Below are 20,927 nucleotides of genomic sequence, written 5' to 3'. Positions count from 1 at the left end.
TCGGGAACGGGCAAGGACGAATTTCCGTGACGGAAGGGCGCGAGATGCGTTGACAAGCGGGAGCGATCTGCCTTACATGCACGACGCCTTGCGGACGGCCCTCCGGCGAGGGGGCGAAGACTTTGCATGGCGCCAGACGGCCCCGGTTTTCCCGGCCCGCCGCTGTTTTGACGAGCCCGTAGCTCAGCCGGTAGAGCAGCTGACTTTTAATCAGCGGGTCGCGCGTTCGAGTCGCGCCGGGCTCACCAAATTAGGCAAGAAAAACAGTATCTTGCAGCAAAGCCCCGGACACAGTTCCGGGGCTTTGTCGTTCGTGTCAGCACTGTGTCAGCAATTTCCGCCGTGTCCGTTGGCGTGTCAGAACCCGTGTCAGACGGCGTGTCAGCACTGACATAGAAAAGCCCGCCCCAGGTCTCCCCAGGGCGGGCGTCAATCCGCAAAATCTGCGGAGAGGGTCAGGCGGTGGTGCGCCGCTCGGGGTCCAGCATGGCGGCGGTGTCGTCCACATACTCTTTGAGGGCCCACAAGGCCAAGGACCGGCTTCGATCCGCCGGCTGATCCTCGGCGCAGTCGATAAGGGCTGTCTCAGCGGCAGACAGCCAATCCAGCAGCCCGGCCAGCGCGTCCATGCGCAAAATGCAGGCGTTGAGGGTCTTGTGATCCAGGGCGGCGGGCGCCGTGGTATTGGTTGTTTTGGTCATCGTGGTGTCTCCGTTTGGGGCGCTTGCATCCTCTAACAATGTTAGTATAGTAACGCCAATATGCATAACGTCAACAACAATGTTAGAGGATGTTAGAATATGGTCCGAACGGCTCCGCTCGGCTTCCGGGTCGAACCCGAAGTGAAGGACGCCCTCACCCGCGCGGCAGCGGACGATGACCGCTCGGTCTCGTCGCTGGTCGAGCGGATTCTGAAAGCGTGGCTTCAGGATCGGGGATACCTGCCAGAGCCGGGCGCGGATACTGGAAAGAGCGGCGAAGTTTCCAGTTGACAATGACACCCATTGCGCTTGGTTGCGGTCCACAATATCGTTTCTGTGTTGTCCGCCCTTTTTTGTGATGGAGGAAGAGCATGGAGTTCAAGCCGGGAGATGTCGTGAGACTGAAGTCTGGCGGTCCCGCGATGACCGTTGAAAGCGTTGGGGATCACTACATGACGGGCGAGACTGGTGTGACTTGCGTTTGGTTCGAGAAGGTCGGAAATAAAAGCAATAACAAAAGAGAGAGATTCTCACCTGTCGTTCTTGAGCATTTTAAGCCAGGAATTGGCGCGATTTCAGTTCGCAGATAAGACTTGACGGGTTTCTGCCCCCAATTAGGGTGAACCTACGCCGCCTCCCGCAACTCCGCGCGCACCAAATCCGTCAGCGCCCCGAACACCTCAGGCGGCAGGCAGACGGCGGGCACCCATGCACCGCTCGGGTCACGGGTGCATGGCTCGCCGATGGTCAGCCGCCCCCCGCGCTCGCACCGGATCGGGACGGCCTGCAATCGGAACACGATCCCGCCTACGTCGATTTCAGCGACGGCCAGGGCAACCAGCGAACCCCGGCCCGGCGTGCGGTCCACCTGGATCAGCGTCACTTCGACGGGCCGGGTGTCGGTCATCGGTCCATCCACTTTGACCGCGTGACGCGACGGCGCCGGACAGGGCGCGCCCGAGGCGGCGGCGGTTGCTGGTCGTCCGCCGCCATGTCACGGGCGGCCTGTTTCAGGTCATCCAGGGCTTGCTCGATCCGGCGCAGGGCGTCGGCATGGCGGTCTTCGGGCGTCATCAGGTCATGCTCCAATGGCATCGGCCAGCCGCCCCAGGGCAGCGCGAAGCCGGTTTTTCTGCCAGGATTTCGCCGGGTGCAGGTCGAGCCGGACCACGGCATCAACGAGAAAAAGGTCAGCCCCCAGCAACGAGCAACATTTGCGGAATTGCCCGGCAATGCGGATCACCTTTTCGGGCAATGCGCCGCCCGACCACGACACGTCAACAGCGGCACCGGCCTTCAAAAGGATGGAAGGCGCATGTCCAGCGCCTTCAAGCCGCTCCCATGCCTGGACATAGAAGGCGGCGGCCGTCGCCTGCCGGTCATCGATCACTCCACGCGACAGCAGCCGCTCCCAGGTGGGCACCGAGCGCGCGGCATACAGGCCCGCGCTTTCGGTCGGGACGGTGACAAACTGCCCATCGGGCTTTGCCAGCCGTTCCGGCGTGGGGCCGATGGATCGGGGTGCCTTGGTGCGCGCGCGGGCCATCAGCGTGCCTACGCGGCAGCCGTCGCAGTGCCGTCCAGGCGCACCACCACCGACGTGGTGCCCGATCCGGCGGCCACCAAGGCGGTGCCCACGGGGACCTTACCAGTCGCAGGCGCCACACACTGGCCGGCGGTGCTGTCCCACGACACCGCGCCGCCCTGGGCAAAGACAGCCGCGCTCGCCTTCGGCAGGGACCACGCCCCGGACAGCTGGACGTTGACCGCTTCGCCCTCGGCGGCATCGGTCAGGGCCACGCCAAACAGCGCCCCCACCAAGATCCCATCCCCGGACGACACGCCCCCCGCCGGGGCCGTAATCGTCACGATATGCCCGTCTTGGACAAAATTAGTCGCCATGGTCAAAGTCCCTTCGTTGCTGAAAACACAATGCGCGAGACACGCGGGACGGAAGACCCGATCCGCTCATTGAGCCGGGCCAGCGCGTCCCGCATTTCAGCGGTCGAGCGGTAGACCATCCGCGTCCCGTCGGCGTATTGGCATTCCCGCACGCCCGTATCGATGGCCTCTTGCAGGGCGTCCCGGCGCGCAACCAGGTCTTCCGTTGTCATGATTAAGCGCCCGCGTTCAGGTACAGGCCCCGGAAGTCGATGGCCCCAGCCCCGAAGTCGATCCCGGCCCGGACCTTCACGGCGCGCGTATCGAAGTCGGTTTCGACGCTGATTTGCGGCCCCTCGGCGCCGCCAACCCAGCCGTAGACCACGCTCGGCACCTGGGCAGGGTCAGCGGCCAAGAACCAGCGATTGCCCGCAATGTGCGGGGAGACGATGACCTCGAAGGCACCGCCCCAGGGGTTCACGTCCGTGGACTTGGCCGGGGTGATCGTCGCCACCACCTGCCGCGCCGCGACCTCGGCGGCGACACCCACCACCAGGAAGCGGGGCTGGACGTTCAGCGGCAACCCGTCCAGGCCAGTCATGCCGCGCAGGGCGGCCACGGCAGCCGACAGGGTGGTGACGCTCAAAGCGGCACCGGTGCCGGCCTTGTTGCCGTGGGCGGCATCGAACAGCGCCTTGCCATCGGCAAGGGTGGGGCCGTTGTCGGCCAGCAGGGCGTAAACGGTCGCGTCCTCGAAGGCAGCGGCGCGCGTGGCGATCAGGCCCGAGAAGTCAGACAGCGCGCTCAAGTCGTCATTAATCAGCGCCTTGCGGCCAATGACGATCCCCGAAGCAAACTCCCGCGCGGTGACAGCTTCGTTGTTCTCCGACAGGGTGCCGTAGCGGGTTTCTCCGCCTTCGATCACTTCATGGAACGTCGGGAAATCACCCACCCGCAAGAAGCGATGCGCCTTGAAGTCCTGAAACGCCTTGCGCGCCGCAATCTGGCGGTAGGTCGGCGCGGCGGCTTGGTACTGGGCGAGCAACGCCTTGTTGGCGGCGTCGGCCAGCAGGCCGGGGAAGTCGGACGTGCCATGGGCGCCCAGGGCGCGCACCAGGAGTGCCTCCCGGTCGAAGCGGTTCACGGTTTCCCCGCGAGCCGACAGCAGCGCGGCGGCCATGTCCGACGGGCGCCAAGACCGGTACATCGTCGCGTGACCCTCGGCCTGCACCAAGGGCGAAAAGCTCGCGGCCAGGGCATCGGCCATGCCCCGGCGCATGACGGCGGGGTCGTCATAACTGGCGCCCTGGACGACAGAAGGCCGGTTGTTGAGCACGATCGACCGGGCGCCCGTGGCAGGGGCGGCGGGCTTGTCGTCCTTGGGCTTGGCCAGGGCTTCGACGGTTTCGGCCAGCTTGGCAACCAGGGCTTCCAGCTTGCCCAGGCGATCCTCGGGCGCCGTGTCGTCAACGGGCACCGCGTCGGCGGCAGGGGTAGTGTTCGGCATGGGGTGATCCTTCGATCGGACAAGGGCGCCGGAATCGACCGGCAGCGGGGTGAATGAGATTTCATGCGGGGTCCAAGCCACCGCGCAGAACACCGGCAGGCCATCGCGCGTTCCGGCGCGCTCCCAGGTCTGGACGATGTAGCCGAGCGACACGCCGCGCACGGATCCGGCTTCCAGCTTGCCCATGAGGGAATCCGCCCCCGGGCTTGTGTCGAAGCGCACCTGGGCCAGGATCTTGTCGCCCTCGATGCGCGCGGTCTCGACGCGCCCCACGGCGGCGTCAACGCGGTTGGTGTGATCGACCAGCGCCGGCCCGCCGATGAACCGCGACAGGTCGGCGCCCTGGGCGTCCAGTTCCTCGACCCAAGCCGTCCGGCTTCCGTCTGGCGCCGGAGCCGGGCGCACGGCAGGCGCGGGGCCGGACAGGGCCACGGCTTCGACGGTGCGGGCCTCCCTGGACAGGGTGGACGGGCTCCCCAGGGCGCGGGTCAAGGTGTCAGGCATCGGCAGGGGCCTCCGCAGTCGTCGGCAAGGTGGTGTCGAACGCCAGGCCAAGCCGTTGTTCGCGGGCACGGTCCAGGGCAATTTCCGCGTCCACCTTTTCGGGCGAATAGCCGCGTTCCGTGATGGCTTGCGTCCGGCTCTTCAACCCGGCGCGGATTGCCAAGACCTCGGCCTCGGTGTCCTTTTTCGGATCGACCCATTCTTGACGCGGCGGGAGCCAATCCACGCGGTGATAGGGCGCGGGATCGTCCAGGTATCCGGGCAACAGGCCAGACAGACCGCAATACTCAATCCACCGATCCCAGATCGGTCGGCAGAAGCGGAACACGACGACGTTGTGTTGCCAGTGTTCAAGTTTCCGTCGAAACTCGACCATGCCGGCACGGATGCTCGAATAGTTCACGCCCGACAGGTCCCCGGTCAGCAATTCGTAGGGGATGCCCAGACCAGCGGCCACGGCGCGCAAGTGCGATTTCGTGAAGGCGTCGAAATGTTGGCTTTCCTTCGGGTCCAGAAACTCGACACCCTTCCCGGGCGGCAGCGACAAGAGGGTGCCCGGCTCAAGGCCCGTGGTCAGGGTGCCGCCGGTTTGAGTGCCGCCCAGGCCCGCGCCGCTCCCATCCGGGTCGGTGATCACCCCACAGAGCAAGGCCGCGACCTTGGCCCTCATCAAGGCGGCGTCGGCGTGCTGGTCCAGGTCGTGCAATTTCAAAAGGACGGGCGCCAGCCAGGACAGGCCCCGAAGCTGGCCCGGTTCGAGGGGCTGGAACAGGTGGGCCACGTCGTCGGCGGGAACGCGCACCGGGGTATAGGCGGCAACGAAAGGCGCCGTGGGATCGTCCGGGCGCCGGGGCAGGACGTGATAGGCCACCACCCGGCCCAGATCGTCCAACTCGACACCCGCCCGCACGTTCGAGGCGGGGCCGATCAACGGAAACTCGAAAGGCACTTGGTCGGGATGGATCAGCCGCAGGCGCAACCCGTCGCCCACGTCGAACAGGTGCGCGAAGCTCTCTCCCACCTCGATCATCTGGCGCACGGCCAGGGCTTGCAGCGCGTAGAAATCGCCCAGGCGGTCGAAGTCGGCCAGGGACACCCAATCGGCCCACAGGGCATTGACGCGCTCGCGGGCCTCGGGGTCGGGATGTTGACTCGAAGGGACAATGCCCGGCCCGACGATCGACGCAACCAGCGCCGAGACGGCGGCGGCGGCATGGGGGTCGTTGCGCGCGGCGTGCGACGCCCGAGCCGACACCGTGCGCCCCTGGGCGGCCACGTCGTTGGTCAGGCTCCGTGACACCACGGGCGCGCCGTCCCAGCGGCGTCCCCGCGCTCCCGCTTCAAGGGCGCGGGTTCGGGGCGGGGCAAACAGGCGTCGCAGGCGAGCAAGCACGGGCATTCCTCCGAAGAATGCCTATATTTTAGGCAATGCCTATAATTTAGTCAATCACCCAATCCATGCCGACCGGATGACAGCCGGGGCTTCGGGCTGGACGGCAGCCCGGGCAGCTTCGGGCGTACCTCGGAGGGGCATTGAGCGGGCCAGGGCGGCCTCCCTGTCCAGATCAAGGCCGGCAGACTTCAGCCCGTGCAGGGCGGCCAGGGCGTAAACCGCGCAGTCCAGAGGCTCGTTGCGGCGATCGGATATCTTTATCCATTCCCGGGTCGGGCGGCCCTTTTTGAAGCGCGTGACACACTTTTCGCCCGTCAGGCCCGAGAAGTAGTCCGGCCCGAGGGTGCCCGCGAAGTGAAAATAGCCCGGCCCGGGGTCGGTCATGCGCAGGCGGGCGGCCACAGCGTCCTTGCCCTGGTCCACCCCGACAAGAAAAAGCGGGATCCGTCCCTTGTTGTTTTTGCTGGGCTTCCGGGGCCAGAGCGGCGAGCCAGGGGTTGACCGCCCCTTGACCGCCCAGATCCGGCGCGCCGCCTTGTCGCGCACGAAATCGTACACGCGCACGGTATGATGCCCGCCGGTGTCGATGCAGGCCGCGCGCACGGTCAAGTCAGGCACGGCCCGAGGGTGGCGCCAGACTTTTTGCAACAAGGCGTCCAAGTCGCCCCACAAGGCCGGAGCCGAGGGGTCCCCCCAGATGACCACGTGGTCCAGGATCCACACCTCTTCTCCGACGCCCCACCCCATGAAGGTGACTTCCACGCGGTCGTCTTGCACGTCAACGCCAACGGTGATCACCACCACCCCCTCGGGCACGGTGTCGGGGTCCCAGGTCTCGCGCCGGATCATTAGGTCGGCTTCGGCCATCGGCTCGCCGGCTTGGTCTTCCCACGTTTCTCCTAAGCGGGTGTTCACCCAGACTTGAAGTCGTGTCGGGTCTTTCTTGACGCGCCCATGCTCCAACGCAATTTCCGCCCAGGTGGTCCAAGGCGAATAAAGGCCCGACAGGTGAAAGCCCGCCGTCTTGCCGTCGCCGTCGGCCGTCGCCGTCCACCGGCCGGCAGCCAGCAGGGCGGGCTTGCGGTGTTCTTCAATGATGGATCCGCATTTTGCACAGAACAGGAACGCCTCGCCTCTTCGGCCCTCGGGCCACCGGATCCGATCCCAGGTGATCGGCGCGAAATGCCCGCAGCCGGGGCACGGCACCTCATACAGGCGTTGATCGCTCTCTAGATAAGCGGCCTCGATGCGCGACAGCCCCCTTAGGGTCGGGGTGGACACCATCAGGATCTTGCGCCGCCCGCGAAAGGTCGCCGTCCGTTGAACGGCCAGGTCTACCGGGTCGCCTTCGCCGTCAACGTCACCGGGGAAGCCGTCCACCTCGTCCAGGAAGAGGTAGCGGGCCGGGGTCGATCGCAAGGCGGCGGCGGAATTGGCCCCGGTGAGGATCAGTTCCCCGGCGGGGAACGCCTTGCGGAACATGCTGTTCCCGGCTTCGCGGCTTCGCGGGGCAACGACAAGATCACGCAAGGCCGGTGTCGCGGCGATCATCGGATCAATGCGCGTTACCGTGTTGCGTTTGGCCATGTCCAGACTGGGCTGAACCAGCATCATCAGGCCCGGCGCGTGATGGATGGCGTAGGCGATCCAATTAAGCCCGGCCTCGGTGCCTCCGACTTGTGCGCCCTTGATGAATACCACGCGCTCGGTCGGGTCCGATGGCGACAGGCAATCCATGATCGCCCGCAGGTATGGCGTGCGGTCGGTGCGCCAGCGGCCCGGTTCGGCGGCGGTTGGCGGCAGGCGCCGGTGCTGGTCCGCCCATTCCGAGACGGTCAGCCGTGGCGCCGGTCGCAGTCCGTCGCGTCGGGCATCGTCAATGATCCCCATCGCTGGCCCCCATGGCGGCAAGCGGCGTGTCGGCCAACCAGGAAAGATGATCGTCAACCTCCCGCTGCAACGCGACGAAAACGGCGTGTTCATCGGCCCGAAGCTCGGCGGCCAGGATCGGCGCCACCCGGTGAATCCAGGCCATCCAGCTATCCCGCTCGGCCCGGGCACGGGCGAACGCCTCTTGCCGTGCAGCGTCGGCATCGATGACGCGGCCCCGGGCACGGTCGTATTCAAGCGCGGCGCGGCGGGCCTTGTGCCATTCGTGTACGCGCCGGGCCTCCGGATAGTCGCCTTCCGGCACGTCGGGCAAAGGGGGGTGCGATTCCCCGCCCCCTTTGGGCGGGTCGGGCAAAGGGGTCTGCGATTCAGGGCCCCCTTTGGGCGGGTCGGGCCTCGGTCGCCTCTGGGCCAGCACCTGATGCGGCGATAGGGTCCGATCCAGCCAGGCCAAAGCCTCGGCCACCCGAACCCGCTTGCCGTCCTCGGTCAGGGGCAAGCCCTGGCCGATCAGTTGCGAGACGCGGCCAGGGGTGACGCCAACGCGCGCGGCAAAAGCGGATTTGGTTTCGGTGTCGGGCATCGGAATTGCCTACTTTATATGCGATTAGGCCAGTTTAGCCTAAAAAATAGGCAGACGCTAGGGCGGCATCGCGACGGGCGCTCACCCTCGGTTAAAGACCCCTGGAAGGACCCGGGTATTCTGGGGGGCCGAACCCGCAGTTTTTGCACGTTCGGAGTTTGTGCAAAAAATGCGGAAAGCGGCCAAAGGGGGCAAGCGGCTATGCCACCAGCCCCAGCCCGTCCAGCGGGCGCGCCGTCGTGGGCCTGTAGATGACCAGGTACGTCGGCCCACCCGGCCACCACCAGCCCTCCGGATCGGCCGGGTCGATCAGCGCCACCAGCCCATGCCGACGGGCAAACTCGCGGATGGCATGGGGATGCCAACTGTAGTTGTGGCATGCGACCATCGCCGCGCGGCCGGTCGCGTCGGCGAAGCACTGGTGATGATCCGCCACCGTATAAGGCCAGTCGGGGATATCGCGGCGCCACCTCCTCGGCCCGGCCATCTCGGCCAGGGACCGGGGGCCAAACTCGCGGAGCGGCGGGGTCAGGGTCAGCCCCCAGCGCCGGCCGAACCGTTCGGCCAGGGTGCGGCGGATCCGTCCAGCCTCGGGCGGCAGGGTGCCGCCGTGGCCCAAGCCGTCCAGGATTTGGCGTAGGCGGTCCAGGTCGGGGTCGGTCTGAACGTGTGTTTTTTGCGTGCCCGGGTTTACAGGCTTCGCCGGGTTTGTCTCCCCTTCCATATGCGTACTCATACCAAACCCTTTCATGAGTCCTCGTGTTAGAGGGTATGTAAACCCGATAAAGCCGGTAAACCCGGATGGGTAAAATTATGCACACTCAGCACGGGCCGAATGTGCAATCCTCCACAACATTGTACCCGTCGCGTCGGGGGCGCACCGGATCGCCAGCCCACAAACGATGCGGTCTCGTCTGTTTCGCAAAATCTTTCCGATTGATTTTGCACTTTGGGTGCTTGGCAAAATCTCGCGGATTGCTTCCGACACGGCCTTATCGTCGGGCGTCAACTCGGCCATGCACCCCGCCACGTCTTTCGCCAAAAACGTCTCGTCGCCGAACCGATCCCGCAGCGCGCCGAACAGCGCGCCGGTTGCCTCTTCATCGGGGTCGGCGGTCGTGCTGGCCTCGACGGCGCCCACGGGATCCCCAAACTCGCCGGGCAGAATGTCGCGCCCGATCCAGGCCACCGGTTGGCGCACCAGATCGTCCCACGGCTCGAACGACGCAAACGCCCCAGGCGCCCGGCCGCACCCGCCGGTCCAATACCCCCGGATCACGGTCAGCGCGGCGGCGACCATGGCCTGTCGGCGCCCCTGTACCCACGCCACCGGCTCCAGGTCGAACTTACGCAACCACGGCTTTTCCATCCTGGGGTCGATGCGACAGACCAGGATGCGCCGTGACAGGTCTCGGCCCAGCGAAAGGTTGTTGCCCGTGACCAGCAGCAGGGCGCGGTTTGGCACGGCGGGCGATTCCGATTTGCCCAGCACGCGGTCGGTGTACATTGGCGCCGTCAGGGCGGTTGCGAGAGCCGCGCTCTCAAAACGGCCAATTACGTTATCCCAGAGCAAAACGCGGTCGCCGGTCCGCAACATGGCGAACAGCCGCTTGCGCGTCTCCTCGTCATCGCGCCCGGCGGTGTGCGGCCATGCCTGCGGCTCGCGCCCCGCTGCCAGGGTGCCGATTGTCTTCGCCAGGAGCGTTTTTCCGCTGCCCTGCACCGGAGCGTCAAATGCGAAGCCGGGCGCCGTGGGCAGAGCCGGCCGCGCAACGGCGGTCAGGATCGCGGCCAACAGCACACCCCAGTCGCCCGGGCCAACGAGCGGGAAGCCCGCAAACGGCGTCAACAGACAGTTGACGGCCTCGCGGACCTGATCGTGCGTCGGCGCGTCGGGCACCTCCACCAGGTCGTCGCTCGGCTCCAGTAGCAGGCCGGTTTCGGCGTCGAAACCGGGCCGATCCAGTACGGTCTTGTCCGGCCGGATGGTCGGGGCCGTGATGACGGCATCAAGCCGCTTCAGACCGCGCGCCGCACCCATGCCCACGATCATCTTGACCAGCCGTGCCGGCGGATCCTCCAGCACTTCCACCGGCTCGCCTTTGGGGATCCGGTGCCATCGCCAGAATTGCGTGATGCGGCCCAGGTGATATGTCGCCGTGTGCTCGTCCAGCGGCCGGACCTGCCCGCCCTCGACGTGGGCCAGGGTGCCGCCGAAATCGTACAGGTCAGGCGATGCGCGCATGATGCGCAGGGCCTCGTCCACCGTGGCGGACACCTGCCCCTTGACGATCTCGATTCGCGCCGGCTGGCGCACGAGTCGGTATGACATGCCACCGTGGGCGAGGCTGTACAGATGCGGCCGACTATCGATCAGATACAGCTTTCCCACGGCGCGCCGGCCGTCGTAATCCGGTTCGAGCGGATCCAGCGTGCGGACCCCGTGCCAGCGGTCGGGATCGTCCAGGGCTTGCCCCACGGTGAGGGGGTTTTCCGTGCCGTCAATCATCGCGATCAGCGGCCAATCGCCGGCCAAGGTGCGCTTTTCCAGCGCCTGGACGGCAGTGCGCCGGGCGGCCTCGCGCTCGCCCTCCGTCGCGCCCTCGGCCACCATGTCCCGCGCTCTGGCGTCGGCCCACAGAGCCGCCGCACGGTCGGCCTCGGGCTTCGCAGCGGCCCGTGCGTTGGCCTTCGCCGTGTCGGCGGCCTTGCGCACCTCGGCATCGGGATCCGGGATCGCTGCCCGCGTATCTACCACTTCGACGGCGCCAGGGATCACCACCGGCGCGCCCCGCTCCTGACGGAGCGGCGGTTCGCAGGCGGCGCCGGCTGCAAAGTCAAAACGGTTGGTCTGCCACACGCTGGCATCAATCACGGTGCGTTCCAGCCGCTGGCCCGATTGCGACACCCTGATATGTCCGTATCCGGCGGCCCATAACCGTTCGACCAGCGCGGCACCACCGCGCGGAATGTCGCTGGCGTCGGCCACCAGTATATAGAGCCGCTGGCCTCGCAGGCCGGTCAGATCCTCGCCGGTGTCGCCGTGGATGATGTGCGACGATGCGCTACACCACCAGAGCATCGCGGCATCGGCCAAGCCGGGCGCGGCGGTGCGGATTGCGGCCACCAGATCGTCGCGCGACAGCGCGGTGGCGCCGGGCGCCGGGTCATGATCTAGCATCATCACCCCAGGACCAGACGGCCAGGAAAAATGATTCAGGGTGCGAGGTAGCTGCCCGTGCGGCTGGCCAGCAGCGACCCAATCACGATGCGGCACCAGATCCACCGGGTGCCGGGCCGGCAGTCCGTAGGTCAGGGCTTGCGCCGGCCCAAGGCATAGCTCCAGGTAGGCGGCCAGGTCGTCCAGACCGCTCACAGTGACAACTTCGGCTCGCCCCCGCACCATTTGACCGGCCCCGGCCTTGACCAACTTGCCGTCGGCGTCGAGCCGGTAGGACTTGGCCAGCCGGGCCGGCTTTGCGGCCGTGATGACAGTCAGCTTCGCCAGCGACCCTTGCTTACGGTCAGCGCGAGGGGTACTATCAGCCGCATCACAGCCCGCCGCCGATGTATCCAGACCCCGGCCAGCGCCCGCCAGCGCGGCCGGGGTTTCTCCGTTTTGGGCCATGGCTTAAGCCCGCCCGCGCCGGGCCGGCGTCCGCACCGTGTGTGTGTCCAGCCACCCCGGGATCTCCGCCTCGGGGTAAAGCACCAGATTGGCGATTTTAACGCGCGGCGGATGGATCCGGGCGGTCTCCCAGCGGGTCAAGGTGCGCACAGACACCCCCAGCGTGCGGGCCAGCCCGGCGCGGGTCAGGTACGTTCGCCCCTCGATGGTAAGACGGTTTTCATCAAGCGCGGGGGCAGCATTCTCCAGGGGTGCCCCAGTGGACATCTCCGCGTGCATGGTAGTCCCTCATTGTTAGCAAGACACGTCATCCCGTGCCAATGGGGGCCATTGTGGTTCCTTTTGACGCAACCAGCAATCTATTTCAGTTTCACTCTATCAATTTATGCGTTTACGCATATTAGTACCTAATCGGAACCATTTTGACTGTCTCGACTCAGCGGCACCACCTCAGCTTCCGGCCCGGTAGCAGCGTCGATCAGGCTTCCGGCCCGCTCGGTCGCGGCCCGTAGGGCATCGTCAATCAGGTGGGCATATCGCGCGGTGGTCGCCGTCTGTGTGTGCCCCAGTAGGGCGCCGATCACGGGCAGCGACAGGCCGGCCGATGCCAGAACAGACGCGAAAGTGTGGCGAAGATCATGCACGCGCACGTTCGTCAGGCCGGCGGACAAGGTAATCCCCCGGGCCTTGGCCTCCGCCTGGACGGCGGTCCAGGTCGGCAGCTTCCCGTCCGTCGTCAGGTCGGCCACCAGCCGGCCGGCTTCGGTGTCCACGCGCGCGTCCCACATGGCGATGGTGGCGCGTTGGGTTGCGCTCGCCCATGCCTTCTTCACGTCCATCAGGTGCGCGTCGGCACCCTCGCCGGGGAACAGGTAGGCGGCGCCTCCATCCTGTCGCGCCCGGATGTCGGCCAGCAGGGCGCGCGCAGGCGCCGACAGCGGGATCCGGTGCGTCTTCTTCTGTTTTGTGTGAGCAGATGGCTTGGTCCAGACACCGGCCGACAGGTCGAATTGATCCCAGGTTGCGGACAGGACTTCACCACGGCGGGCGCCGGTCAGCAAAAGAAGGCGGATGGCATCCGCGCTCCGGCGGTCTTGCAGTCCGTGCAAGGCGTCCGACAGGTGCGCCAGTTCAAGCGGGGAAAGAAACCGCTCGCGGCGGTCTTCGTGGTTCCGCTCGATACCCTTGCAGGGGTTGGGGCCAGTGCGCAATCCCTCCTTCCCGGCCCAATTCATCATCTTGGACAGCACGGCCACCAGCCTGTTCGCCCGGTAGGGCGCGCGCGCGGACACCTTTCGATGCAGGGCAGCGATATCCCGGTATGCCACATCCTCAGCCTTCATCCTGCCGAGGGCGGGCCGGGCCAGGTCATCCAGCATCCGGGCATATTCGGTTGCGGTAGCAGGCCGGTTGCGGGGTAGCACCTCAGCCTTGAAGCGGTCGATCAGCACGCCCACGGTCGGCGCCTCACGCTCCGCTTCCACTGCGGCCAGGGGATCGTTCCCCAGGTCGATTTCCCGCTTCAGCCGCTTGGCTTCGTCCCGGGCGGCGGTCACGGTCCAATCCGGATATTGCCCTATGGTCAGGCGGCGTTGTCGTCCCGAAGCTCTGTAGTCCAGCACGAATGCCCGGACGCCCTTGGCGGTGATCCTCACACCGAAGCCTCGCACGGTGGCGTCCCACACGATCCTGTTCCCCGTCTCCGGGGGCACCAACGCCTTGACAGCTTTATCCGTGATGCTCTCGGCCATCGCTTTACCCCGATCTCGTGTCAGCACTGTGTCAGTGCCAAAAGCGGCTATCCGATGGCGTTAAGTGTCTCTCGCTGTCAGTCGGTTGTCAAATTATGTCCTTGTTTATATGATGGAAAAATACGCGACGGGCCTCTGACACGCGGATTTCCTAGGGTTCGTGGCGTGCCTTGGAATAGACTTTTAATCAGCGGGTCGCGCGTTCGAGTCGCGCCGGGCTCACCATAGTTTCCCTTGAATTTCAAGGGCTTGAAGAAAGGCTGGTGTCCCAAAGCATCAGCCTTTTCTTTGATCGGGACACCGCTGGGACACCAATGCGCCGATAAAGCACCTGTGCTAGATGGAGGATGACATGGCTAAAGACCTTACTCCGACAAGCGGGGCAGGCTCGAATCAGCTAGATGTTCTTCGGGATGATCCGCAAAACGATGTCAAATTTGTGAGGAAGGGAGGCGTGGAGCGGGAGCATATAAAAACTCCTGAGGGCAATGTCCTTTCGCGCGAGACCACAGTTGGGGGACTGCTCCAGACCGCAGTTGTTTATAATGGGGCCGATTCTTCATCGACCGACCAGGATCAAGCGATTCGGGATCTTCGGGTGCGACAGAAGAAAACGCAGCAGGAAATTGCCGATATCCTTGGGATAGACCAATCGACGGTCTCTCGCCGCCTGAAGGCACTGGGCATCTCCTAGAGTGCTCTGATCTCGGGTTGAGTCGCGTGGGATTCCCAAGGATCACGTTTTATGATTCAACGGGCTGACCGTCAGGAGGTCGGCCGGGATGGGAAAGCCGTATTCGAGTGATTTGCGCGGGCGCTTTGTGGCGCTTCTGGAAGACGGCCTTTCAGCCAGTGCTGCGGGCGCGCACCTGTTGGCCCGTCATGGCATCACGCGCAAAAAAAAGACACTGGTCGCCTCTGAACAAAAGCGCGAAGACATTGTCGAAGCGCGGATGCGATGGCGTAATGGAATGACGGATCTTAATATCGGGGCGTTGGTCTTCATCGGCGAAAGTGGTTTTGATACGAAGATGACCCGTTTACGCGGGCGTTCCAAGCGGGGCCAACCCTGCATTGATTCGGTTCCCCGCGGACATTGGCATAACAATACCTTTATCGCGGGCCTGCGCTCTGAGCGTGTGGACGCTCCCATCCTTTTACCTGGTGCCATGGATGGCGACGCGTTCGCAACGTGGGTCGAGCAAGCCCTGGCCCCGACTTTGGCCGCCGACGACATCGTGATTTGCGACAATCTCAACGTCCATAAGAACGCCGCTGCTCGACGGGCCATCGAAGCGTGCGGCGCCACGCTGTCCTTCTTGCCCGCCTATTCCCCCGACCTCAATCCCATCGAAATGCTCTTCGCCAGAATCAAGGCCGTCGTCAGAGCGATGGCGCCCCGGGATTTCGATGCTCTCTGCACGGCTGTAGCTGCTCTCCGAAACAAGCCGTGCTACAGTCGCCGGTCTTTTTTTGGTGGACCTTGATCAGCTGTAGCTGCTCTCCGAAACAAGCCGTGCTACAGTTTTAGCCTTTCGGCCTGGACATGCGTATGCGCTGTAGCTGCTCTCCGAAACAAGCCGTGCTACAGTCGGAGGTTCGAACCCTCTTGCCCCGACCAAGCTGTAGCTGCTCTCCGAAACAAGCCGTGCTACAGTCCACCCCCTCCCACCTCCTTGATTTCGCTTTGTTTTCCGGGGGTAGGGTGACGAAAAACCGGAGCAAAACGGCTCAAAACAGGGCCAGTTGCTCCGGTTTTTTCTCGGTCGGACGCGGTGCCGCGCCTTCGAAGTTGCGGGTCAGACCGTATTGCTTGTCGGTCAGGAACAGCATGCTGACCAACCCCATGGGCGGGGCCTGGGCGCCCAGGCGGTCGGCGGCGGCCTCGGCCTTGGCCCGGCTGTCGAAATAGCGCACATACACCGACCACTGCTTCATGACAAAACCCTCGTCTTGCAGAAGGTGCCGATACCGGTTGGCGGCCCGGCGTTCCGCCTGGGACCCCACCGGCAGATCGAAGAGAACAACCAGCCACATGCTGCGATACGCCGAAACGCCTCCCTGACGCAGCCCGCGCCGCTCGCGGGTGCGCAAACTGACCAACCGACGGACTTCCGGTTCAATCATCGAGATCCAGCCTTTCCTGCCGCACGATTTCCCAGGCATCGGGCAACCAGAGACGGGAACGGCGCCCCTGGAACACCTCGACCAGCGACTGGGCGATGCCAATCAGCACCCGGACCACGGGCACCACCCCCTGGTCGGTGGGAAGGCCCGCCGTGGTCAGGGCCACCAGGGCCGCCTTGCGGGTGGGATCAAGGGGACCGGCCCAGGTGTCGCCATGACGGTGGACCTCCTCGTCCACCAGGGGGCGGAAGGGTTCCATGAGGTCGTCGGCCAACTGGAAGGGATCACGCTTGCCGGCATGAAAGATCCCCAGGCTGGGGTGCAGGCCCACGCCCACGATCGCCCGCGCCGCCGCCGCCCGCAGCACCGTGTAGCCATAGTTCAACGCGCCGTTGGGCCCGCCACCTTCGGGATCGCGCCGGAATGCCGCCCCCATCAGGGCCGGCCAATACACCCGCGCCGCCTGGAGTTTATCCGTTTCACGTTGAAACGGACAAACTCTGGATCCCTTTGTTTGAGTTTGTCTTTTCGGGAAAAGCGGTGCCCACTTTTCCCTGACAAACTCCAGGCCTCGACGTTCTCGGGATCGCCGGAACGCACCCGGCCGGCCAGGGTGCGCAGCCGGGCCACGTCGGGCTTGCCCGCACGCTCCAGCACCGCCGCCTAGAGCATCGTGCGTTAAACCTGATCCAGGCACGATGCTCTAAGCATTTGTTTTTACGTTCGACTTATCCGAAAAGCGGTTCCCACTTTTCGGGTCTCACTCTAGGCGCGGATCTTGGCGCCCACGACCTGCTTCCAAAGACGCTTGGTCACGGGCAGCGCCGCCGTGGTTTGCGCCGCCAGCCGGTCGGCCTGCTCGAAGTGCCCCACCACCGGCACGCAGCAGGCCACCGGCAGGTGGTTGCTCCCGCACACCACCAGGGGAATCCCCTCCTCGGCTAGGCGGGCCACCAGCGCCGCCGACACCATGGCCCCGTGCCCGTGCACCACGATCGACTGGATATCGGACAAGGGCACCAGACCCAGCGGCCCCTCCGGTCCCGCCACCGCCAGCCGCTGGTGGGACAAGGTCAGGATCCGGCCGTCGCCGGCAATATCCACGACTCGCCACACGGCCCCCTCCCCTCGTTCAATTGCCCACCGGTGGCTTCCATTTCAAAACCCCGCCCGGCGTCAGAAAGACAGGAACCGGGCGGGCCGCGAAAAATTTATCCCGGCTTTTAAAACGAACGCGCGTTTGCTTCGGCACTTCCTTGGGACCGCGCGGTTCCTGGACGGGCAAGCATTCGATATCAATGGTTTTCATGTCTCCAGAAAACGAGGCCAACCGGTAAATTGCGCGTTCCCGCCCCAAAAATTCTCTTCCTCGTCGTCGCTCCGCAAGGAAGGAGGGGTCATTTCGACAAGATCCCCCTGTTGAAGCGTGAACAAAAGATGACCTCCCAAACGCCTCCATGTCGGAACGAATCGGGTATCGTTCGCATCCAAGGTCGTGATGACCTCAAGATCGGGGCTCCCATCAAGGCGCTTGAAGCAAACCAGGGCATGATTGCTACCCGTTACATACGAAACACACGGGCGCCCATCCTTGTTCCTCCGCAGCACCCGCACCTTTTGGTGCTCAACCCGGGTGAAGCGGTATTGTTTGGCTTGCTTCAGCACCTCGGCCACCGCCTCGCGGGCCAGAAGGGGGCCGGATTTGGGCTTGCCTTTGTCGTCCAGGGTTTCGGCGGCCCTGTCCCAGGCGGCCAGCAGCGCTTCTTGCAGCTGGGTGTTGGCCCGCTCCAGGTTGCCCAGGGCGGCCAGCGGGGCGTCGCTGGGGTCGGTGGCCTTCTGGCGGCCCCACCACACCGGCCGCCCCGCCTTCACCGCCGCCGCCAGGGCCGCGCGCGCCGGGCCCCCGATCCCCAGGCGCTCCTCCAAACGTTCCTGAAAAGCCGCCCGGTCCTTGCATGGCGCCCCCAGGGCGGCCACCTCCTGGCGGGCCAGGGTCACGAACAGGCCGGGCCGGTCCGGGTTTTCGCAGATCACGCCCAGTTGCGTTTGCTTGTGCAGGGCCCCCTTGGGATCATGATCGGGCTTGCGGGTCACACGGGTGGGCTGCTCGGGCGTGAGCGTGGTCAGGAAGGCCTTGACCCGGGGGGAGAAATCCGGGCGCCAGCAAAACCCGGCCGGCGCCGCGTCCCCAACACCCCGACGAATCCCGGCCAGCACGGTGGCCGCGTCCTCGCCCGCCACGCCGCGCGCGCTCAGGGTTTGCAGGCGCTGCACGTCGGAGCGGGTCACGCACCCGGCCACGATGGCATCCAGCAGATGATGGCGGTCATCCCAGCGGATCTTGCCCCGCGCCCGCACCCGTTCCGCCAGGGCCTTGGCGTGCTCGGCGCGCGCGGCTTCGTCGGCCGGGGGATCGCCCTGGGGCGCGAACAGGTCGGGATCCAGACGCCCTTCGTCAATCATGATCTCGCGGATCAGGGTCGAGCATCCCCACTGCCGGCGCAGCTGGGCGGTGATGGCCCCGTTCAAACACAGCACATCGCTTTCCCGGGGCACCAGACGGGCCAGATACGCGCGCGCGAGCTTGCCCACGTACCGGGTGTCGTTCAAGAAACGCTCCTGGAAGCGCTCTTGCCCGCGCACCCGCTCCAGGGCATCGGGCTCGAAGCGCCACAACGACCCCGGCCGGTCTTCCTGCACCTGCTTCAGAAGGTGGGCGTAATCCCGATCCCGGCCATCCCCCCGGGGAAAACGGGGGTAGAACGCCGCGTGCGGGGCCCGTTTACCCTTGAAGGCGTTCACCTCGCGCAAGCACAAGGCCAGATTGCCCATGCGGTCGTCCATGGTCTCGGCCCAGGGCAGGATGTGATCGACCTCGACCACGCCCCGCCCCAGGTCTTCCAGGCTGATTTCCTGCCCGGTATACAGGCACTTGTGCTTTTGCCACTCCCACAAGCGCATCATCTTCAAGGCGTCACGGGTCGCCGGCAGGCCCTGGCTGATCAGCATCTCGGCCCGGCGGTCGTTTTCCTTTTGCCGGGCCTGGTTTTCCTTTTCCTGGGCTTCGCGTTCCTCGATGCTTTTGTGCATGTCGCGGGCCAATTCCAGGCCGATCCGGTCGGGGGGGCCGTAGCGCTTCAGGAACTCGTTCGCCACCACCCGCAGCCGGTTCAAGGCCACGTGCACCACCGGGTTGGGCACGCGGCCAAAGCGCTTTTCCGGGGGATCGCCGGGTTCCCCGGTCCCGCCCATGCACGCCTCGGGCAGGACTTCGCCGTAGTAGGGCAAGGGAGCCGTGCGCGGCGGCCTGTCTTCCTCGGGCGTGCCCAGGGCATCGCGCAGGCCGGCGCGGCGCACCGCTTCCGACACCGGGATCACCTCGGCTTGCATCTGCTCGATGATGTGGCGCGTGGCCGTTGCCCCGGCCGCCGAATATCCCTGCGGAACCCGGGCCTGGGCCAGCGCGGCGGCCACCGGAGCCTCCAGCCCGAATTCGCCTTCCAGAACCTCCGTCAGCTCTTCCCGGTCATCGACGGTGCGCAGAAGACAGGCCAGACGGTCGCGCTCGGCCAGGCTGGCCCCGTGCCACAGGTCATGGGCGCCGGCCTCACGGAACGCCTTGGCCAGGGCGTGGCCCGCGATCCGGGCCTCGGTCTTGCGGCCCTTGCCGGCCTTTTTGGCCGCCGCTCCCGCGGCAACCTCCAGCCCCAGAACCGGCGCCTCGGCGCTCCGGCCCAGCTTCAACCAGGCGCGCACCTTGGCCGCCGTCAGGTCTTCGCCGGCCAGGGCCTTGTCGCGCAGCCCGTCGCGCTGGGCCAGGGTCAGCGGTTCCTTCGTGCCGGTGATCGGATCGGTCAGGGTGACGAGATGCGCGATTTCCTCCAAAATCCGCTTGGTCTGGAACAGGTCCGAGGCCAGGGGAAGCCGGTCCTCGATCGCGCCATCCGGGCCGCGCACCCGATAGCGACATTTCCCGACCCTGGGCCCGTCCGTGGTTTCCTCGTGGAAAATCAGGCCGAAAAGGCTGGCGCGCGTTTCCGCCGTCAGGCCCGGATGAAAAGAAGCCTGGGCCTCCAGCAGCCGCCGGGCCTCGTCTTGCATCATCCGCCGGGTGAACACGGGCGTATCGGGCGTGTGCCTGGATTGGCGGGTGGGGTTCCCGCGCTCCTCCTCGCGGCGCAACCATTGCCCCGGGGTGGCCGGCTCGCCCTGCCCCAACTCGCGCCCCAGGGCCGCCAGCAGATCCTGGGTCCGGCGCGCGGCGGCGGCCATGCCTTCCGGCGACTCCGGATCCGCCTTGGCCTTTTTCGCCCCCCTGCCCTTTTTCACGTCCTGGGGCGTGCCCGCCTTGGGGTCGGGTTCCGGGGCGTCGTCGGGACGGGCATCCCGCAAACCCCGACTCAGGCGCCGGCCGCGATTGCGGGCCAGGTGCATCAACGCCCGCCCCAGGTCCTCGGGCGACAACGCGACCTCAAGCCCCAGGGCACGCGGACGCACCCGCGACAGGCCGCCGTTGGCGTGGCCCTTGCGCACCGTCTCGTCGTCGGGCACCACCTGATCGAAGCCAGGATCCAGGCCCAGGTTTTGCACCAGCGCCGCCTTCAACGTCGCCAGTCGCCGGCGCCGGCGCTGGTTTTGCCTGCGCATCGAGCGGAACAGCCGCCGCTCCACCGCGCCGGTGGGGGCGTCGTACACATGCGCCACCCCGTCCACGATTTCTTGCGGCTGGCCCGCCTCGTCCAGGTCCAAAACGGCGAAGCCCAGGCTGGCCACGCCAACGTCGATACCCCATCCAAGACCCATGGCCGTTCCCTTCGATATTTTCATCAAAGGGTTGACGGTACCTTTAAAACGCCTTTAACTGGAAGATGCTGCTTCGGAGAGCGGCTACAGTAATCCCGGCCCTTCGGGGCCGTGGGGACAAATGGGGCCAGGCGTCACATGCGTCTGGCCCTTTGTCGT

23 protein-coding genes and 1 tRNA gene are annotated in these 20,927 nt (G+C 65.7%); 5 read left to right on the top strand and 19 right to left on the bottom strand.

Features of this window, described 5'->3' with window-relative positions:
- Positions 1–172 precede the first annotated feature (172 nt).
- Positions 173–248: transfer RNA gene (locus ROR02_RS05515), tRNA-Lys, on the top strand.
- A gap of 207 nt (positions 249–455) precedes the next feature.
- On the opposite strand, the gene ROR02_RS05510 is transcribed toward ROR02_RS05515, so the two are convergent.
- The gene (locus ROR02_RS05510) at positions 456–701 is read right to left on the bottom strand and encodes a hypothetical protein (protein WP_147163010.1); all 246 of its coding nucleotides are present in this window, start codon (positions 699–701) and stop codon (positions 456–458) included.
- Positions 702–800: 99 nt separating this feature from the next.
- Between ROR02_RS05510 and ROR02_RS05505 the strand changes: the two genes are divergently transcribed.
- On the top strand, positions 801–992 hold the full coding sequence (locus ROR02_RS05505) for a hypothetical protein (RefSeq protein ID WP_147163009.1): 192 nt from the start codon (positions 801–803) through the stop codon (positions 990–992).
- Positions 993–1,072: 80 nt separating this feature from the next.
- Positions 1,073–1,291: a YodC family protein gene (locus ROR02_RS05500; protein WP_147163008.1), complete on the top strand. Its 219-nt coding sequence runs from the start codon at positions 1,073–1,075 to the stop codon at positions 1,289–1,291.
- Positions 1,292–1,326: 35 nt separating this feature from the next.
- Here the strand turns inward: ROR02_RS05500 and ROR02_RS05495 are convergent, their stop codons facing one another.
- The 13 genes from ROR02_RS05495 to ROR02_RS05440 form a co-directional block, all read right to left on the bottom strand.
- A complete protein-coding gene (locus ROR02_RS05495; protein WP_147163007.1) occupies positions 1,327–1,608 on the bottom strand; it encodes a hypothetical protein in 282 nt (93 codons plus the stop codon).
- On the bottom strand, positions 1,605–1,775 hold the full coding sequence (locus tag ROR02_RS16560) for a hypothetical protein (RefSeq protein WP_170244981.1): 171 nt from the start codon (positions 1,773–1,775) through the stop codon (positions 1,605–1,607). Before ROR02_RS16560 ends, ROR02_RS05495 begins: the two co-directional genes overlap by 4 nt.
- 4 nt (positions 1,776–1,779) lie before the next feature.
- Positions 1,780–2,247, bottom strand: coding sequence for a hypothetical protein (locus ROR02_RS05490; protein WP_147163006.1), 468 nt, complete (start codon positions 2,245–2,247; stop codon positions 1,780–1,782).
- An 8-nt stretch (positions 2,248–2,255) separates the two neighbouring features.
- Positions 2,256–2,603 carry a DUF2190 family protein gene (locus ROR02_RS05485; RefSeq protein ID WP_147163005.1) on the bottom strand — a complete coding sequence of 116 codons (348 nt, stop codon included), beginning with the start codon at positions 2,601–2,603 and terminating at the stop codon, positions 2,256–2,258.
- 2 nt (positions 2,604–2,605) lie between these two features.
- The gene (locus tag ROR02_RS05480; RefSeq protein WP_147163004.1) at positions 2,606–2,815 is read right to left on the bottom strand and encodes a phage head-tail joining protein; all 210 of its coding nucleotides are present in this window, start codon (positions 2,813–2,815) and stop codon (positions 2,606–2,608) included.
- 2 nt (positions 2,816–2,817) lie between these two features.
- On the bottom strand, positions 2,818–4,593 hold the full coding sequence (locus ROR02_RS05475; protein ID WP_147163003.1) for a phage major capsid protein: 1,776 nt from the start codon (positions 4,591–4,593) through the stop codon (positions 2,818–2,820).
- Complete coding sequence (locus ROR02_RS05470) at positions 4,586–5,986, bottom strand: phage portal protein (protein ID WP_246135417.1); 1,401 nt, start codon at positions 5,984–5,986, stop codon at positions 4,586–4,588. The genes ROR02_RS05475 and ROR02_RS05470 overlap by 8 nt, the downstream gene beginning before the upstream one ends.
- A 54-nt stretch (positions 5,987–6,040) precedes the next feature.
- Entirely contained in the window at positions 6,041–7,876 is a 1,836-nt protein-coding gene (locus ROR02_RS05465; protein WP_147163001.1) for a phage terminase large subunit family protein, read from the bottom strand.
- Positions 7,863–8,459: a hypothetical protein gene (locus tag ROR02_RS05460; protein WP_170244980.1), complete on the bottom strand. Its 597-nt coding sequence runs from the start codon at positions 8,457–8,459 to the stop codon at positions 7,863–7,865. The genes ROR02_RS05465 and ROR02_RS05460 overlap by 14 nt, the downstream gene beginning before the upstream one ends.
- 199 nt (positions 8,460–8,658) lie before the next feature.
- A complete protein-coding gene (locus tag ROR02_RS05455) occupies positions 8,659–9,195 on the bottom strand; it encodes a hypothetical protein (protein ID WP_147162999.1) in 537 nt (178 codons plus the stop codon).
- 75 nt (positions 9,196–9,270) lie between these two features.
- Positions 9,271–12,087, bottom strand: a complete 2,817-nt coding sequence (locus ROR02_RS05450) for a hypothetical protein (protein WP_147162998.1) — start codon at positions 12,085–12,087, stop codon at positions 9,271–9,273.
- A 3-nt stretch (positions 12,088–12,090) separates the two neighbouring features.
- The gene (locus ROR02_RS05445; protein WP_147162997.1) at positions 12,091–12,366 is read right to left on the bottom strand and encodes a helix-turn-helix domain-containing protein; all 276 of its coding nucleotides are present in this window, start codon (positions 12,364–12,366) and stop codon (positions 12,091–12,093) included.
- 128 nt (positions 12,367–12,494) lie between these two features.
- Positions 12,495–13,838: a tyrosine-type recombinase/integrase gene (locus ROR02_RS05440; RefSeq protein WP_147162996.1), complete on the bottom strand. Its 1,344-nt coding sequence runs from the start codon at positions 13,836–13,838 to the stop codon at positions 12,495–12,497.
- A gap of 352 nt (positions 13,839–14,190) precedes the next feature.
- Between ROR02_RS05440 and ROR02_RS05430 the strand changes: the two genes are divergently transcribed.
- Positions 14,191–14,532 (top strand): helix-turn-helix domain-containing protein, encoded by a 342-nt coding sequence (locus tag ROR02_RS05430; RefSeq protein ID WP_170244979.1) that lies wholly within the window; start codon positions 14,191–14,193, stop codon positions 14,530–14,532.
- Positions 14,533–14,620: 88 nt separating this feature from the next.
- A complete protein-coding gene (locus ROR02_RS17545; protein WP_407672589.1) occupies positions 14,621–15,325 on the top strand; it encodes an IS630 family transposase in 705 nt (234 codons plus the stop codon).
- Positions 15,326–15,569: 244 nt separating this feature from the next.
- Here ROR02_RS17545 and cas2 read toward each other — a convergent pair whose 3' ends face one another.
- From cas2 to cas9, 5 genes are all read right to left on the bottom strand, one after another.
- Positions 15,570–15,965, bottom strand: coding sequence for a CRISPR-associated endonuclease Cas2 (gene cas2, locus ROR02_RS05420; RefSeq protein WP_170244978.1), 396 nt, complete (start codon positions 15,963–15,965; stop codon positions 15,570–15,572).
- On the bottom strand, positions 15,958–16,419 hold the full coding sequence (locus ROR02_RS16800) for a CRISPR-associated endonuclease Cas1 (RefSeq protein ID WP_246135416.1): 462 nt from the start codon (positions 16,417–16,419) through the stop codon (positions 15,958–15,960). The genes cas2 and ROR02_RS16800 overlap by 8 nt, the downstream gene beginning before the upstream one ends.
- A gap of 311 nt (positions 16,420–16,730) precedes the next feature.
- Entirely contained in the window at positions 16,731–17,081 is a 351-nt protein-coding gene (locus tag ROR02_RS05410) for a CRISPR-associated endonuclease Cas1 (RefSeq protein ID WP_170244977.1), read from the bottom strand.
- A gap of 16 nt (positions 17,082–17,097) precedes the next feature.
- A complete protein-coding gene (locus ROR02_RS16555; protein ID WP_170244976.1) occupies positions 17,098–17,274 on the bottom strand; it encodes a hypothetical protein in 177 nt (58 codons plus the stop codon).
- The gene (gene cas9, locus ROR02_RS05405; RefSeq protein ID WP_147162992.1) at positions 17,271–20,768 is read right to left on the bottom strand and encodes a type II CRISPR RNA-guided endonuclease Cas9; all 3,498 of its coding nucleotides are present in this window, start codon (positions 20,766–20,768) and stop codon (positions 17,271–17,273) included. Before cas9 ends, ROR02_RS16555 begins: the two co-directional genes overlap by 4 nt.
- Positions 20,769–20,927: the final 159 nt, after the last annotated feature.

Origin of the sequence: Pararhodospirillum oryzae, from assembly GCF_007992075.1 — a bacterium.
GTDB lineage: Bacteria > Pseudomonadota > Alphaproteobacteria > Rhodospirillales > Rhodospirillaceae > Pararhodospirillum > Pararhodospirillum oryzae.
The sequence above is the reverse complement of the archived record's forward strand: the minus strand, read 5'-3'. Positions and strand labels throughout refer to the sequence as shown.

Bases quoted from the DNA above. Each gene is read 5' to 3' on its own strand.
- ROR02_RS05510 (WP_147163010.1), bottom strand. From the start codon at position 701: ATGACCAAAACAACCAATACCACGGCGCCCGCCGCCCTGGATCACAAG.
- ROR02_RS05505 (WP_147163009.1), top strand. From the start codon at position 801: ATGGTCCGAACGGCTCCGCTCGGCTTCCGGGTCGAACCCGAAGTGAAG.
- ROR02_RS05500 (WP_147163008.1), top strand. From the start codon at position 1,073: ATGGAGTTCAAGCCGGGAGATGTCGTGAGACTGAAGTCTGGCGGTCCC.
- ROR02_RS05495 (WP_147163007.1), bottom strand. From the start codon at position 1,608: ATGACCGACACCCGGCCCGTCGAAGTGACGCTGATCCAGGTGGACCGC.
- ROR02_RS16560 (WP_170244981.1), bottom strand. From the start codon at position 1,775: ATGACGCCCGAAGACCGCCATGCCGACGCCCTGCGCCGGATCGAGCAA.
- ROR02_RS05490 (WP_147163006.1), bottom strand. From the start codon at position 2,247: ATGGCCCGCGCGCGCACCAAGGCACCCCGATCCATCGGCCCCACGCCG.
- ROR02_RS05485 (WP_147163005.1), bottom strand. From the start codon at position 2,603: ATGGCGACTAATTTTGTCCAAGACGGGCATATCGTGACGATTACGGCC.
- ROR02_RS05480 (WP_147163004.1), bottom strand. From the start codon at position 2,815: ATGACAACGGAAGACCTGGTTGCGCGCCGGGACGCCCTGCAAGAGGCC.
- ROR02_RS05475 (WP_147163003.1), bottom strand. From the start codon at position 4,593: ATGCCTGACACCTTGACCCGCGCCCTGGGGAGCCCGTCCACCCTGTCC.
- ROR02_RS05465 (WP_147163001.1), bottom strand. From the start codon at position 7,876: ATGGGGATCATTGACGATGCCCGACGCGACGGACTGCGACCGGCGCCA.
- ROR02_RS05460 (WP_170244980.1), bottom strand. From the start codon at position 8,459: ATGCCCGACACCGAAACCAAATCCGCTTTTGCCGCGCGCGTTGGCGTC.
- ROR02_RS05455 (WP_147162999.1), bottom strand. From the start codon at position 9,195: ATGAGTACGCATATGGAAGGGGAGACAAACCCGGCGAAGCCTGTAAAC.
- ROR02_RS05450 (WP_147162998.1), bottom strand. From the start codon at position 12,087: ATGGCCCAAAACGGAGAAACCCCGGCCGCGCTGGCGGGCGCTGGCCGG.
- ROR02_RS05445 (WP_147162997.1), bottom strand. From the start codon at position 12,366: ATGCACGCGGAGATGTCCACTGGGGCACCCCTGGAGAATGCTGCCCCC.
- ROR02_RS05440 (WP_147162996.1), bottom strand. From the start codon at position 13,838: ATGGCCGAGAGCATCACGGATAAAGCTGTCAAGGCGTTGGTGCCCCCG.
- ROR02_RS05430 (WP_170244979.1), top strand. From the start codon at position 14,191: ATGGCTAAAGACCTTACTCCGACAAGCGGGGCAGGCTCGAATCAGCTA.
- ROR02_RS17545 (WP_407672589.1), top strand. From the start codon at position 14,621: ATGGGAAAGCCGTATTCGAGTGATTTGCGCGGGCGCTTTGTGGCGCTT.
- cas2 (WP_170244978.1), bottom strand. From the start codon at position 15,965: ATGATTGAACCGGAAGTCCGTCGGTTGGTCAGTTTGCGCACCCGCGAG.
- ROR02_RS16555 (WP_170244976.1), bottom strand. From the start codon at position 17,274: ATGAAAACCATTGATATCGAATGCTTGCCCGTCCAGGAACCGCGCGGT.
- cas9 (WP_147162992.1), bottom strand. From the start codon at position 20,768: ATGGGTCTTGGATGGGGTATCGACGTTGGCGTGGCCAGCCTGGGCTTC.